General features: G+C 44.6%; 10 protein-coding genes and 1 pseudogene. 5 read left to right on the plus strand and 6 right to left on the minus strand.

From position 1 onward, the window contains the following. The first annotated feature begins 22 nt into the window (after positions 1-22). The 4 genes and pseudogenes from K7X24_RS02230 to K7X24_RS02245 form a co-directional block, all read left to right on the plus strand. Positions 23-988 carry an SMEK domain-containing protein gene (locus K7X24_RS02230; RefSeq protein WP_224552637.1) on the plus strand — a complete coding sequence of 322 codons (966 nt, stop codon included), beginning with the start codon at positions 23-25 and terminating at the stop codon, positions 986-988. Positions 989-1,210: 222 nt separating this feature from the next. Continuing rightward, on the plus strand, positions 1,211-6,163 hold the full coding sequence (locus K7X24_RS02235) for an AAA domain-containing protein (RefSeq protein ID WP_224552835.1): 4,953 nt from the start codon (positions 1,211-1,213) through the stop codon (positions 6,161-6,163). Next, positions 6,160-7,587 carry a hypothetical protein gene (locus K7X24_RS02240; protein ID WP_224552638.1) on the plus strand — a complete coding sequence of 476 codons (1,428 nt, stop codon included), beginning with the start codon at positions 6,160-6,162 and terminating at the stop codon, positions 7,585-7,587. The genes K7X24_RS02235 and K7X24_RS02240 overlap by 4 nt, the downstream gene beginning before the upstream one ends. 87 nt (positions 7,588-7,674) lie before the next feature. Continuing rightward, positions 7,675-7,869: pseudogene (locus tag K7X24_RS02245) on the plus strand (DNA helicase UvrD); the annotation flags it as partial. Positions 7,870-7,953: 84 nt separating this feature from the next. Here K7X24_RS02245 and K7X24_RS22130 read toward each other — a convergent pair. Beyond that, the gene (locus K7X24_RS22130; protein WP_052238992.1) at positions 7,954-8,163 is read right to left on the minus strand and encodes a type II toxin-antitoxin system MqsA family antitoxin; all 210 of its coding nucleotides are present in this window, start codon (positions 8,161-8,163) and stop codon (positions 7,954-7,956) included. Between the two features lie 291 nt (positions 8,164-8,454). Between K7X24_RS22130 and K7X24_RS02255 the strand changes: the two genes are divergently transcribed. Beyond that, positions 8,455-9,129, plus strand: coding sequence for a hypothetical protein (locus tag K7X24_RS02255; RefSeq protein WP_224552640.1), 675 nt, complete (start codon positions 8,455-8,457; stop codon positions 9,127-9,129). 96 nt (positions 9,130-9,225) lie between these two features. On the opposite strand, the gene K7X24_RS02260 is transcribed toward K7X24_RS02255, so the two are convergent. The 5 genes from K7X24_RS02260 to K7X24_RS02280 form a co-directional block, all read right to left on the minus strand. After that, positions 9,226-9,927 (minus strand): hypothetical protein, encoded by a 702-nt coding sequence (locus tag K7X24_RS02260; protein ID WP_224552642.1) that lies wholly within the window; start codon positions 9,925-9,927, stop codon positions 9,226-9,228. Between the two features lie 68 nt (positions 9,928-9,995). Next, positions 9,996-10,427: a hypothetical protein gene (locus K7X24_RS02265; RefSeq protein WP_224552644.1), complete on the minus strand. Its 432-nt coding sequence runs from the start codon at positions 10,425-10,427 to the stop codon at positions 9,996-9,998. Then, positions 10,427-12,793, minus strand: coding sequence for a hypothetical protein (locus K7X24_RS02270; RefSeq protein WP_224552646.1), 2,367 nt, complete (start codon positions 12,791-12,793; stop codon positions 10,427-10,429). The genes K7X24_RS02265 and K7X24_RS02270 overlap by 1 nt, the downstream gene beginning before the upstream one ends. After that, a complete protein-coding gene (locus K7X24_RS02275; RefSeq protein ID WP_224552648.1) occupies positions 12,777-14,345 on the minus strand; it encodes a site-specific integrase in 1,569 nt (522 codons plus the stop codon). The genes K7X24_RS02270 and K7X24_RS02275 overlap by 17 nt, the downstream gene beginning before the upstream one ends. Beyond that, a complete protein-coding gene (locus K7X24_RS02280) occupies positions 14,329-15,729 on the minus strand; it encodes a site-specific integrase (RefSeq protein WP_411961328.1) in 1,401 nt (466 codons plus the stop codon). The genes K7X24_RS02275 and K7X24_RS02280 overlap by 17 nt, the downstream gene beginning before the upstream one ends. Positions 15,730-15,771: the final 42 nt, after the last annotated feature.

Below are 15,771 nucleotides of genomic sequence, written 5' to 3' on the forward strand. Positions count from 1 at the left end.
AATATGATAACATGGGGTTATAATGTTACAACGTGAAATAGATAACAGAGCTATAATTGACGCCTTCAGCATATTAAGCACAAAGGTTCAAGCGGAAAACTCATCTGGATATGGAAACACAAATCAAGTTATTGAGACCGTTATTATACCAATCTTAAATTTAACGTACGGAAGAAATTTCTCAAATTTAAATGCCGATATGAAAAATTACCCAGGAATTGATATTGGTGATGAATTCTCTGGTATTGGGGTGCAAATAACGGGAACAGCATCCTCTACAAAATATAATGAAACCTTGGATAAAGTTCATAAGCATGATAAAGAGGGGCTTTATAGAGAAATCTGGATGTTAATTACATCCAATCAACAAAAGGGAACATGCCAACGAATAGGCTTTACTATCACTATAATGAACCTACAAGACCTTGCTCGAGATATTACTTTACTTGAAGATGAGAGGTTTTACAAATTACTCGCATACTCAAAAAGACATTTCCCTGGTCAGTTTGTAGACATAAATAATGTCAGCATATTTGCTGATCGTCAATCAACCTCAGCAGATCCATCTGAAGATATATCAAATTTTGTTAATTACTTTAATTATGAATCTGAACACCACGCAGTCATCAGATCCGATCTTATTAAATTAAAAAACACATTGGCATCAATTAGCAACGACGAGCGCTGGATCTTACTACGAGTTCTAAAATTAGGTTACAAGAATTATACATCTTACAGAGTCGCAACTTCTGTTTTTCTGTCAGATTTAGATTATCATGGGCGTTGTGAATTTTGGATAATGATTGATTCTCTTAAAATTAAAAATCTAGCTTGGTATGATGAAGATGAAAGAGAAGTTTCGGTATTCTATTCCAGTGAGTTAGAAGACACTGATATATTAGCCATGACTAGAGACTACTTGAATGAAAATTCGGGTTGGGATACTGTCAAAGATGCAATTCTCAACTGCAATTTTAGTATGATTTAAAACTATATGAAGTTTTTTCTGATTAATTTACCAGTAAAGTGCATTGTGCTAATAGTCTTACATTTTGTAATTGATAGTAAAGTAAAGAAGGTCATTGGTAGCGAGAAATACGAGTTATATAGAGCACTGAGTCCGATTCGTCCGTTATTGACCAGAATAAATAGCCTGACTTTCTAAGCAAATTTAGACTGAAATCTAAGGGGAAATCCGTTGGAAGTAGAAATGTGGGATGGTGGCTTACAAGAGCAGGAAGTATTGGCTATAGAGAAAATAAAGGCTGCTTTTTCAGTCAACATATCTAAGCCTGACAAGCCTGTCCGTGGCGGCTCAATTAGCGAGCAGTTACAAAACTATGGTTTTACCGGCACTGGAATGTTCCCCTGGAAAGGTTATGCAGGTTTTCGATTTGTTGAGGCAAAAAAAGAGGGTGAATTCGATTTAGTCATTGTGACGCACTGCAACGTCATCATTGTTGAACTGAAAGACTGGAACCATCAGCCTGTAACCGCGCGCGGAGATACCTGGTATAAGGGTGACAAAAACATGGGGCGCTCGCCCGTAAGCGTGACCCGTGGCAAAAAATTCATGCTGGACAACAAACTCAAGCGTCTGGTAGACCGTTTTACGAACAAAGGCTATACCCCGATTGTTCATTTCTTTGTTGTGATGACCGGCAATGCGGACTTCAGCGCGCTGCCGGAGGAACAACTCCATCATACGATATCGTTAAAAGATTTTCTGAAGTTTGCCGATCGCAGGACATTCAATAGCTACTTCAAGCCGCACCGAGGCTCCGAGGTTCTTAACAAGGATTTTCCTCTTTTTGATAACCTGTTCCTGGGGCCTCAGACGGCGCCAAAAGCCCTGAGAGTTAATGGCTACGAAGCTAAGGATATGATTTTCGAACATCCTAAAAAGGTGTATCGGGAATACCTAGCAAAATCTGAGATATCAGCGAACAACGAAGCGCTACTCAGAGTGTGGGATTTTAGGAATATCGCGGGAACGAAAGCGAACACCCCGGAAGGACGAGCTCAGATCGTTTCACGTGAGCGTGAAGTGTTACAGCACATCAATCACCAGAACCGTGACCTGTATAACCACTGCCTGAGGTCTCTGACGAGTTTTCAGAAAGACGAGGTGACGGCCGAGTACAGCGAAGTCTATGAGCTTCCGCCGGGTCATGTCCGGTTTAACGAATTTATCGGAAAATATGGCAAGGCGTTTTCTGATATTGACCGCTTGAATGTGGTTAAACTGCTCATCGCGAAGTTTAGCGATCTCCATGAGATGAAAATTGCGCACAGGGATATCGCCGATCACAGCCTGTGGATTTCACCTTCAAAAGAAGTTGCCCTTTCGAACTTTATTTCGGCATACCACCGGCCAGCCGGAACAGTCGGCGATTACCGTAAGCTCTTATCCGTAGGTGCAATCGAGGTAAAAGACATGCTTGATGAGGGCGAGCTTACGCCTTTTCGGCAGGATGTTCATGCCCTGGGCCTTGTAGCCTGGCACTTGTTAAGCGGTAAGCGCATGTCGCCAAAGAGTCTGGAGACAGTACAGGACAGTATGCTAAGCAGCCAAAACTGGTATTCATATGTATTACTGGATGCCGTTGCTGCAAAATTTGCTTCCGCGACTGAATTCTTTGATGTCCTGAAACAGGCCGAACCTGCGGGCAAGGCTATCCCAACATTTGATGATACTGAGCTTGACCCTTACCGGCATGCTATCAACCACTCTCGTCAGTACCGGGAAGACGATGACTTTCTGGTAGAAACATCCGACAAAGAAGTCTATATCTCGGGTGGAAGGGTCGTGAAGGCTTGGCTGAACGTGGGGGGGCAGGGAGACGATCCGTCAGTAAACTTCCAGGTTATGAAGTTTTTAAAACAGGTTGAGCAGCTTTCTTTAGTTAAACCAACGTATCTGCCTGAAATTCGTGAATTCGGTATTGCATCCAAATCATCAAGTCTGTACATGGTCACGGATCAGGTACAGGGAGAAACCTGGGATAAAATGTTGGTTCCGGATGATGAAAAAGTCGACCTCATTGATAAGTTTGTCGCCGCCGTTGAGCACTTGCACGGACTGGGTGTTTCTCACGGGGACATCCATCCTGGCAATGTGATGCTTGGGACACAGAGTCGTTCGCTTTTCCTCATCGATATCCCCGATTTTTCACCGTCTGGTGACGAAACTAAAAACCACAACTACAGCCCTGAATACATCGATAATTGTACTTCCTTTGAACGCGACAACTATGCAGTGATGAAGATGTCTTGCGAGTTGTTAGGTTTGTCATGGGGGCAGGAATCAGACATTTATCCGACTATTGCGAATGCCATCCGGGCTGAGCTGGAAGATCCGGTTTTTGGGTTTAAGGATTTAGGGCGGTTTAAAAAAGCGATAGACAGTAATGACCTAACGTCAGAACAAGCCCTGATAGAGATAACAGCAGGAAATGCAGATGAAATCATCTCGGTCCTGCCAGATAACGGGCATCTGTATGTCAAAGTTGAGCCAAATCCTAAAGTCCCAACTGAAGTAAAAGTAACTTTCACCGGGATAGGTGGCGGTTTCACTGCAGTGTTCCACAAAGAGCAGAAAACGCTGATTCATGGCTTCAGGCCATGGGCTCGCACAACCATTCGTAAGCAAGATATTGATGAAAGCCAGTTCGAAATTGGTACTGGCATCAGGATTATTCCCGGCAGTCCGCAGGATATGTCGGCGTTGACAGTATTGCTTAATGAAGAAGAATCTTTTGCGCGGGCGATCGAGTTGATTACCGCATCTGAAGACGTTCAGGAACAGGATCCGCTTACGCTTCAGCTAAAAGATGCCTTTGCAAGACTGGATAAGCAGGCGCTTGAGCCTGCTTTAAGAGAAGTGCTGGAAATCCCGACGGTGAAGCTGTGGCGCGCCATTCTGGATACTGAAACAGAATCCTATCCAAACATTGAAGTCAGCGGGGAGGTGGTCCCGGTTGCAGATGCTCATGGAGAGCTACTTCTTCCTTACTCTGCAGACATTGATCCACTCGGCGCTTTCAGAAGTAGTGATGAAGTCGAAGCCTTACAGGTCGATCAGGAAGGTGTTGAGCGATTTATAGGTGAGGTGTCACTTAAGAAGTCAGAGCTCAAAGAGATCCGTCTGGTCAAAGTGCGTTCAGCAGCCTACAGGCTGAAGGATTCTGATATTGTCTTCTTCCGTACAAAGCAGGATCGGGCGTCTTATCAGAAGCGTAAACGCGCACTGGAACGTCTCCTCGATCGAGAAAGTGTGCTGCCTGACTTAATTGACCTGTTCGACCCGTCCTGCAAACAGGTGGCTCAAAATTATGGTATCACTCTCAGCGATGCCGATTTTGCCAGATATGACCGTGAAGACCAGCACGGAAACAAGATCAGTCTGAATGAGCAGCAAAGAAAGGCGTTTAACAAACTGGTCAATAATGGCCCTCTCTCCCTGCTTCAGGGGCCACCGGGGACCGGTAAAACCGAGTTCATCGCGGCCTTTGTCCACTACCTGATTGAGAAACAGAATACCAAACGCATTTTACTGGTCAGCCAGTCACACGAGGCTGTGAATACAGCGGCCGAGCGCATCAGAAAGCACTGTACCCGGCTTGGTACAGAGTTGGACGTCGTCAGGTTCAGCAACCGGGAAGGGGCCGTTTCCCCTGGCCTGAAAGATGTGTATTCAAACGCAATCACAACGGAGAAGCGCGAACTGTTCAATGCTGAAATTAAGTATCGTGTTGAAGCGTTGAGTGAAGCTATTGGTCTGGATCCGGGATTTATTTCGGGCGTTGTACTTGCTGAGCTCAGGTTGTTCAGGCAAATCGATCACCTTGAGAAATTGCTCTATCAGGTTAACGATTTAACGGATTCAACAGAGATCGGTGAACTGAAAGATATTGCAGTCGAACTCGATTTTTCCATCCGATCCAGGCTGAGTCAGGAATATGGGATTAACCTGGATAAAGGCGCGAAGGTCTCTGCAGCAAAAGACATTCTGATTTCCAGGCTGTGTACGGATTATGGCGTCAGACCTGATGAGGCAAGACGAGTAAAGGCATTAGCTAAAATATCCCGTGATATGCAGGATGCTATGTCGGGAGAGCGAGTGAACCTGGACGAGTTTTATTCGCGCTCCAGGCAGTTAGTGGCTGGCACATGCGTTGGTATTGGACAGGGGCACATTGGCATTCAGGAGAATATCTACGACTGGGTGATCATTGATGAAGCAGCGCGCTCGATTGCAAGTGAACTGGCCATTGCAATGCAGTCGGCCCGACGCGTCCTATTGGTGGGTGACCACCTACAGCTTCCCCCGTTGTACTCAGATGCCCACAAGGCGGCATTAGCGAGGAAGTTGGGTATCAATAACTCTCGCACTGAGATTGACGAGGTATTACGAAGTGACTTTGCCCGTGCCTTCAACTCTGCTTATGGTGCGCAAGCGAGTGCAGCTCTGCTTACCCAGTATCGCATGGCTCCACCGATTGGCGATCTCGTATCGAAGACGTTCTATGACAGGAAGCTTCTGAATGGAGAACGGGCAATTCCGGATGTCTATCAGCACGCACCTGAAGCGTTACGTAGCGTCGTAACCTGGCTTGATACTGCTAATCTGGGCCACCGTGCACATCATCTTGAAGATCGCGGAACAAGCATTTACAACCGATGTGAAGCTGACGAGATTATTTCTGTCCTTAAACAGGTGTCAGAGAATGAAGAATTTGTCGCTCAGCTTTCAAAGCTCGTTAACAAAGATGAAGCCGCTATCGGCGTGATATGTATGTATGCCGAACAAAAGCGGCTGCTCCGTCAGAAATTCAATCAGGAAATCTGGAGCGAGGGATTTAAGGACATTGTTAAAATTGACACTGTTGACAGTTATCAGGGCAAGGAAAACCGGATCATCATCCTGTCACTGACGCGTTCGGATAAGCAGCATAGCCCAGGTTTCTTACGCGCTCCAAACCGTATAAATGTCGCGATGTCACGCGCAATGGATCGCCTGTTGATTGTGGGTAATGCCGATATCTGGAAGGGAAACAATAAAGAACTGCCATTAGGCTCCGTTGTAAATTATATGGCTGAACGAGGTCAGGAAGCTGGATACAGGTTCCTCTCCGCTCAGCAGGGAGGCAAAAGGAAATGATATCTGATAACAAAGTAACCTACCACGAGGTTGACTTCCTGCTGCCCGCACAGAGGTTTAACATTCAGTTTTCCTATGTTTCCCAGAAAGGGCTGCCATTCATCCGGGAGTTTGTGCTGAGGCTTGTTCATGTAGCCTCGATGAGCAAAGCACAAATAGCAGCCTATTTCGGCCTGACCCACCGTGAGACGGAGGAGGCGATTTCCGATCTTGTGCAGCGTGGCGAATTGACGCTCTCCTCAGATGGCAGACTGACCTTAACCGACAAATCAAATGGCTATTTTTCAGAGGTTGGCGAGATACCGCACCTTTCAACTATCCAGGACAGTGGCGGTACCTTATCCTTTGATTTAGCCACATTTAGCTGCTTCAGCAACCAGACTTTTCAGGACCACTGGAGGGGAGGGTTAACATTAAAGGTTGATGACAACAACATTTCTCAAAGTGAGAAACTGGTTGAGAAGCACTTTCAGTACCAGTTTAATCAAATCCTGGATAAAGGTTACCTGTCTCACCTGCAGGCTCAGGGCGGAAAAGAACAACCTTCTATCTATACCGTTAATTCTGTTAATAAGCTGCGGCAAATACCACTCCGTTTAACAACCGAATTTAAAATGGATAACGATGGTAAGGCTGTCGAGCGTGAAGACTATGAACAGTTAAACAGTTCGGAATGTGTTCATGAGTTAATGGCTGTTGAGATAGCCAGGTTATCACGACATAACAATACCATGAGCATTTTTAAAGCCATGGTATCCCTCAATGATGACCTTACGCTTAAGCTGTTTGACTCTAAAACGAATCATATAAATCCATTATTTATCAATGATATGCAAGCACTTGAAGAATACTCAGGCTCAGGCAGGACGACTTTTTTAGGCCCGGTTTATTCTAAAAACAACTGGGAAAAGCTGCAGAAAGCTCTGGCACCGGTGCTCAATCAGCGTATCAGAGACAAAACCGATTATGGCGGTAGCCCGTTTGTCTGGATAGCACCATCAGATCCCTACTGGTCAAAGAACGTCCGATTTATCTCAAGCATGAGCGATTTTCTTAACAGGTCGGCTACGAAGGATAAGCGCCTGTATAAACCGGTGCTATACGTACCCGTCCAAGATGCAGCTGATGCCCGGGTTGCCAGACAGTGGAAGCATGAACTTGGGCAATTCCACGAGTGCGCTAAAGGGCTAGTTGAAGGACTGTTAGATGGTAATGTTGAGATCCTTCATCTTGAGGATGAGTTATCTGCTGTTATCTATCATATTTCTCAACCCGAAACATTGCCTGTGACGATGCCACTGGGCTTCATCACAACGAACAAAGAGGCAGTTAAGATTATTGGTGCTCTGATTACTGAATATGTCAAAGGCACCACTGGTTTTGATAAGCCTCATGACTGTGGCGCAATTTCGGCAATGGTTTAAAAATCGTTGCAGACTGATTAAAAAGGGCAATTGATTGCCCTTTTGTTTTCAGCCTTAAACCACCTCCCTCGGGAGGTGGTGATTTGAGGGGCTAGTAAGGGCCTAGACCATTTCAATGACGTCTGCATCGTGATGGGTACAGAGAACTGGCGACTCTTGAATAAGCAGGGGTTACAGGCACTGCCACCGTCATCCCGCAATAAGCTTTATGTTGCGTGCTCGCGGGCACGTGGCAATATTTATTTTGTCCCTGAAGCCCAACTGCGGCGGTTCAAGCTCTGAGTTAGTAATCTCTGTATTTTTGAAGCCATCTCCTGGTTGTTTGCGAAGGTGGTCAGACAAGCAAAACACGTCTGTGCTATTCAGTTATGTGGTGTGCTTCAATATTATCTCATCACGAGCTTTTCTTATTTTGGCTCGCAGCTCCTCTGATTCTTCTTTGTTGAGTACAGCTTCTCCACACTCAGGGCAGTGATCACCTTGAATCTCTATTTCGACAGTATGTTCCCGAAAAGTGTAAGGCACACCTTTAACCATAGATACCAGCTCGGCACCGCCACAACTAGGGCACTTCATATCATTTATCCCAAATTATCACTCGTCGAATAAAAGCCTAACATAGAACTGGGTCAGATTAACTTTGCTCATGTGCAAAATCTTGGCGAACAATTGGGGACTGTTCATCGACAACTCACTTTGAGATTTTTTGGGTATAATGCATTGTTAGCTTTGGATATTAACATCGCAGCAATAGTCTCTACTGGCAAAATGTCATAACGCTCATGAGGGTAAGTTTTGAGTAAAAGTTGCATATGTTTTCGATTTGTCGTATTTATTAGTCAGTAAAATCGAAAAGAAGGGGCGACGATGGCAGCGGCGAGTAAACAAAAGGCGAGTGCTTGTAACTGTTACCCAGATAGAGGGATACCAGCTGAACGTTTGCAAAAATTTATCAAGGAAGTGGCTGAAGATATTCGGGCAGGTAACACACAGGTGGATACAGCAAGCATGGCCGAGACGGATGCGGTTTTTGCCCTTGATGTCATTTTACAGTATATGAAAAACCGCACCATAAGCAGTATGACAAAAGAAAAACGACAGCAGCAGCGTCGGTTATACAGCAAAGCACTTTTTCTTGAAACGCTGAAAAAAGATGGTGGCGTGTATAACTCTGCTGAGGCGGCCGAGATTCTGGGGCGAACTAAAACCACAGTCAAAAATTGGAAAGATTCTCACCAGTTACTGGCCCTCGAGATTGACGGTGAATTTTATTACCCAGCGTTCCAATTCACTGATGACGAACGAATATCGGAAAAAGGTGTGCTCCGTGGCGTCTCTGAAATATTACCTCTATTGAAGAACTTCAGTGACAGAATGCAGTATTCATTCTTCATGGAAGAACGGAATAACGTACTCAATGGCATTTCACCCCATGGCCGTACTTTCACTGTCGCAGAGATCCTTAGGTATAACCCGGGCAAGGAACTATGGGCTGAGATCCATCGATTAGCTCGTATCTACGGAACACAAGACGCAGCATAATGAAGAGTGGGTTTGCTGCCCAGACTTGAGCTGACAGTTTTATCGTGCCACACATACTGCCAGAGCTCATGCTTAATGGCCGAGGCTGTAATTGGCTTATAAGTCAGTAGCTCCTGTATTTTCAGACTCCTGCTCATTGTCTAGGGTAGGAGCTGAGAAATTGGAGGCAATTAGCATCCTGACCTGTGACAGCCGTTTATCAGCGCGTTTGAGGATCACCCCCTGAAATGTAAAGACGAAGACGGCCGCGACCCACAACAGCATCTGCAGCAGCTTATACATTACCTCTCCATACACTGCGGCACTGACGTTATCCCGCAAACTGCTTTCAAACAACAGGTTCCGCAGTTGCCATTCTGTATACGTCAGGAGGGCGAGAAAACACACACTTAACAAAAAGCATGCAAACATCGTATTCCTACGTCGTGACGAGTCGCTTAATGCAGCAGCATACTGCACCACCGGACGGCCACTGGCCACCGACACCTCAAACAGATCAAGGACTCGCCGCCCGGATGAAACCAATCGAATAATTTCCAGCGAATGGTTGCACGGCAGCACCACCCGTAGAAATGCCCAGGAAAGGGGACGGATGTTGTGCAGGCGAGCCACGCAGGACTCGACCAGGTAGGCACAAGGCTGCTCTCTGTCCAGCTCTCGGGCCACTGTATCCATCAGCGCTACTTTATTTTTATCGGCATTCTGCCTGTAAGACAGATAAGGAATAATATTGGCAACAATCAGCGTGACTAGGGGAACTGGCAACAGCTGCAACACTTTAAGAAAAATATCCCACATAAAAATCACCTAGTAAGAATCTATCCGATTGACACAGATTTAGAAAATGGCCATCGACAGGGGCTTCGTTACGACTTATGTAGCTCTCTGATCACATGAGGTGCAAGCAAACTTTCTACAGGAATTGCCGTATTAACTTTTACCGCTTTAACAATTGCAATTAAGGCAACTGTATTTTGTGTCAGTTGATCGCGTAGCTCGCTGATTTCCGTCTGCAACTGCTGATTTCTAGCCAACAGTGCCTGCCGAGTTTTTCGGTTGACATATTGTTGTTTTTCTTTAGGGCGTAAGTTCAGTGGATTGAGTTGCTGATCAACATAGGCTGCGATCAGCCGTTTTCGCTCCAAGCTGCTCAGTGTGCTTAAACCTCCGTTGAGAATACCCTTTTCCTTAAGGCGGGTATGCAAAGCTTTGGCAGAAATAGGGGATTTATCAAAGCCTTCAATCATCATCAGTTGTAGTTCGTGTTCAATCAGTGTGTCCAGTTCCTTTCCGCGCATCAGAGGTTCCCCCTAGTCAGTTTTTTGTGCTCTAAAGCAAAAAGCTGTGCCAATGTCTTGATTTCTCCTTCAACTTTTATCTCTCCTGACAGAACATATTCTGTTGAGACTAACCGTCGTGCTTCAGCGCGACTCAACCATTGTGATTGGATAGCATCCAGATGTTGCAAACTTTGCTCGATCTGAGCCAGTTTGGACTGGTAATCCGCCTGGTGTTTAGCAAGTTGAGTCAGTTTTGCGTGTGATTGCAGTAGTGCCTGTTTTTTCGCGAAGAGATTGGGCAGCTCATCAATGCGTCCTGTAAGGGTGAAATGCTCGCAAAACGCCACACTCTGGCATTTCAGCCGATAAGGACACCCCCAGAGATTAACTGCACGCGTACAGGAACCGAATTTCAGGGGATGTAGCACAGCATGTCTTTCCACCATCTCGGTTGCTTGTTCTGGGCCTTCATTGTTACTGATTTCTTCAAAAGCTGCGGCAATATCCTCAAATAAGCCATCAGTAAATGACGCCTCTATAAACCCAGCTACATCATTGCGATCATCAAAGGTGTGTAGGTTGGTTTTAATGTTGTTATCAAGCGACATACTTTCTGTGACCACCATATGTCCCGTGTGTTTTACGATATCCAGCGGCGTTGTAACTGAGGGGGAATGAGGTTCAGTGGCTAATGCTGTGGATGTTGACTGAAAGCCAATCAGTGAAGCCGCTTTTCTACGTTCAGCAAGTGCCAGGTGTTGGTAATGACGGTTTTGCGTAATATCTACGCGTCCCATCAGCATAGCCTGTAAATGATCAGAAACCTCCGCAATAGCGAGGAAGGTATTAATATTATGCCGGGGAATATGGGTACGCATTTGTGTAGGAGTGCCGTCATCTTCTAGTAATTTGTATTTACTGAATACAGATCCAGCAGGATCAGAATTACCCAAGAATTTACTCATTACCTGGTTATTGAGCGGTATGGGCACAGCTATTAATAGTAAAGTGCGTCGTAATGCTAATGAGCCTTTTACATGTAAAAATAGTAAATCTTCATAATTGACTGTGTATTTTTTTCCACTCTCTTGCCAGGCGTGAGTGCAAGGCACGTTAACATCGGTTATACCGAATTCGGTTTTTATGAAATGATTAAGATGAGTTTTTGCAAAATAAATGGATTTTGAGTGCTGCGGTCCCAATACTTTTTTTGTAGGCAGAATGCCACGACTTGCCAAAGCTTTTGAGGCGTGCTCCCGCCGCCCACCACGGCCTCGAGAACTTGATGTGGTTTGAATCATATGCTCGACCACATTATCCAACTCAATTAATTCATCAGACAGGGCGTTGATGCCTATTGGCAAGTAATCGCTAAACGCTTTTTCCCGCAAATAGATCAGACGGCGACGCATCGGCGTGGTCAGCTTTTTGACCACTTTGAATATGTTCTCAACCAGCGGTACAGCTAGCGGCTCTACCCAGTGCGTGCGTTCTCCTGCACCTTTAACACCGACATAGCGTATACCGAGGAAATAATCAGGAAGTCCCTTAGACTTAAGTCGTTTGCGTACCGCAGGGTCGTCAATCTGACGCTTGACCAGTGCATCCTGTCTGAGATTGAATGCTTCAACAGAACGAAAACCAGTAATAATGAGTAATAACAAACAATTCAGAGCGATCTTCTCAGCATCGCTTTCTACTCGATGGATTAAAGCAACAATGTTTAAGAAACCACGAATCGTAATCAATGAATCCTCACCCTCAGTAGCCATATCAGCCAGTTTATCTTGGCGTTTTAGCGCAATGGTTTCCTGAGCTTTACGGGTCAAGTTCGTTTGGTTGGTATATTGATTATCAGAAACATATTGCAAAGTAACGAGGGTAAATGCCTGATGGTTTATAAGCTTTTGAAGACTGACACTGCGACCTTTGTAATTAGCCGTATTAGGATCGCCGGGTGTTGATGCGGCACTGAGGATATCCATTGCACGGCGAATAACGTCTGTAGTCAAATAGACTGGGTGAGTTTGTCCGGTAGTTTCCACCAATGCGTGGTACCAGCGCTTTAAAATCATCAAGGTTGCTATAGCCACAGCAGGGGAGATGTTTTGATTTCTCCTTTGGTATACAAGTACCAGCATGGACTTCATGAATTTGATATAAGCATTGTCAATTGTATGGAAACCTTCAATGCCTTTGAAACGACTGATTTCATCAAATCGCAACGAGTTTTTACCATTTCCCCTCAACCAGCCGCTGCCTTTGGTACCACATGCCCAGGCAGAGTCGTCCCATGATTGGGCGAAATCAGCCGCCAGATGTTGTTCAAACCAGGTTTGTTGATCGGTAATGAACGTTTGAAATTGCTCATAGTGTTTTTTCATCATATACCCTTTTTTTCTGATGAAAACGGCAACGAGCAATAACAGACTGGATCTCAAATTGCGTGGTTTCATGAACGGAAATCAGTGGGTTACGCGCGTCGCCAACGCTATCTGAAATAGCAATTAACTCGTCGACTTCTTTGATTACACTCTCCAAGACAGCCTGATGATCGCCATCTGTAAAAGGGCGGTAATACAAGCAACTATAGCAACAACGCACCTCGAAGAAAGGGCACTCACCATCAGTTCTAGAACAACCACCTATATCATAATGGAACTGGTCACCAACCACTCCTGTCACTCGGTAACCTTGCCACTCTTGAGCAGATGTCAGTTTTCCTGTCAGCATCATGGCGACCATATTTTGCCAGACAGGATTAACACCGAGTGCTTTGGCTCTGATCAATGCCAGCGCTGGTGTAGCTAAAATATAGTGCTTTGCGGCCACCAATGAGGAATGCCCAAGTATATGGGCTATTTCCTCAGCGCTTGCACCTTGCATAGCCAGAGAGTGACCAACGTTATGACGCAAATCAGTGGGCGTTATTATTGGAATTGCGGCCTCGCCGCGTGCAACAGCAGCCTGATAATCTGGCGGACTGAAAGTAAGTATGGCGCAGTTGATAGCATTAGAAACAAATTCAGGTGCGGAACTGCCCATCTCAAATAACTTGTCGTCTGGTGCAAGTTGAGTACGTTCAATATAATGCATAATAAGTCCACCAATTTCCGGTGGGATCGCTAAAAACAATCGTTCAGTTGTTACACGACGCTGCTTCGCATAGGGCAGGAGAATACTATAGCGAATTAGTCCGGTATTGAGGCTGCGGGTATCAAGGCGGAAATCCCTTACTGCAAGTTTAGCCAGTTGAACCGGGCGAGCGCCAGTGACATAAGTCAACCCAAGTATGGCAGCATCGCGTAAAGCTTTTAGCTGGTAAAGCTTACCATCGTGTATGTCAGAACCCATTTCGAACAGACTTTTACTGATCATGCTTTTTTCAAGTGGATCTAAGACATTATCAATTTCCTGATAGATTCCCCAGGAGTTGGAATGCGGGCGCGGGATGAATTCAAGGTCTTCGTAATCGTCGATGGTGAAACCGGGAAATTCTTCTGCGCAGAGTATTTTTAGACCGAACAATACGGAATAAAAGGTGTTTATACTGATATTTTCAGTCCCAAGATAACTGCGCAGCCCTGTAATAGAAAAACCACCATTCTCTTTACAGTAATCAATAGCATATTTCCAGCCAAGAAGAAGCAAGGGTATATGTGTTGGAAATCTTGTTGATGCATACTTAAAGCAAAAATACTTGGTTAATTTGTTTGATGTATCATCCTGATTAAAGCATAGATAACGACGACTACCAGAATAATCGAAAGTCCATTTATTTACTGCATTGGTGATATAGCCATCGTCAAATTCCCTTGCTGTCTTTAGAAAAATCTTATTGGGAATTTGTAGTTCACGAATGAAATTAGTCAACTCGGAAGAGTAGGTTGGTGTTCTATTGTCAGGAACAATATCGCCTTTATTCGGTTTCGTCATTACACCCCTCCATCATAACGTTGAAAATTTCATTCATATCAATATCATCCTGAGTAATGCGTTGGGTATTTGCTGTATTAGCCTGTTCGGAAAGAAATCTTTTTGCATAAAAGTCAGGCATTTGACTGGTCGAACTCCATCCACCCATCAAGCGTAATTCAGATTTAGCTTCTTCCATCAATCCTGCAACAGGTAAGTCAATAGGAGGGTAATGAGGGTATTTTTCTGTTAATTTCCTTTCTGAATACTTTGTATAATATAGCCGCTTTAGAGTCAGGTAAGCCCAAGTGTGCCGAGTCACGTGTGGAGTTAAGCGTTGTATTGCGTCAAAATATAGTTGTGATTTATAGTCAGGATGATTTTTATCAAATGCATCATCAATTTTTGAAAATATTGAATGAATCGAAGTATAGGACAATGGTTTCGCCATCCCTTGAAATGATGTAAATATAAAGTTGTGGCTGTCATTTCTAGGTCGAATTCTTTCTATGTAAATCTTAAGGAAACTATAATCCTGCCGTTCAAGTTCTAATACGCGATTCGCCCAAACATTCTTCAGTGAAGGCGAATTCCTTCTGGGATCACATCCGTCATCAGCAATAGTTATGATCAAACTAAACTTATCACCTTTTATATTTGACTTTATAGAGCGACACTCTAACAACAATAATTCGCCTACTCTCAAGCCATAGTTGAGCAATAAGCGAACAATCAAAAAATTACGAAACTGTATATTACCAAGAGGAAATGGGTTTAATGGGTTATGTTTTTGAGTAGAGCAGGGAGCAATAATCCGGTACAGACTGACCACCATTTCTCTGGTCATACTCTGAAAGCCTTGAGAAACTCGACTGCGTTGAGATTGTTGCCTTGGTGTCAATGTTCGATAGCCGTCCCGGCAAAGACGCAAGCGAGCATGCAAACGTGATGCGAGAAGTGATAATGCTTTGGGTGAATCGTCCCGATATGCTGGTGATACATATGTATTAATCAAAAAAGAAACAAACTGAATCACTGCACGAAATCGGGCAGCATTGGTAAAACCATGGGAAATAGAGGCTGGCGTGAATGCCAATAAATTTGAATGGAGTACGCGACTGGCCTCCAAATAGTGAGTAAATGCTGCCATTTCCTCAATGGCAATGTACGGGTTATGACCAGAGGAATGAAAGCTATAGCAAAATGTGACGCCATGCTTCTGCAACCAGAATTCGTAAAAGAACTTAATGGCTTGTAGCGAAGCAGACTGCGTGGACAAAGAACGAAAAGCTAAATGATCAATGTGGTACCTAAGGGGGTACAACGATGGTAAGCAGGTTTCAGTATCCATCAGAACCCATTGCCGCTTGGAGTCAGAGATCACTAACTGGTAAAGTGAGTACATGAAATTAACCTGATACTTTATATGGATATGAAGTAAGTGTAC

This window comes from Pectobacterium versatile, assembly GCF_020166435.1.
Classification (GTDB): domain Bacteria; phylum Pseudomonadota; class Gammaproteobacteria; order Enterobacterales; family Enterobacteriaceae; genus Pectobacterium; species Pectobacterium versatile.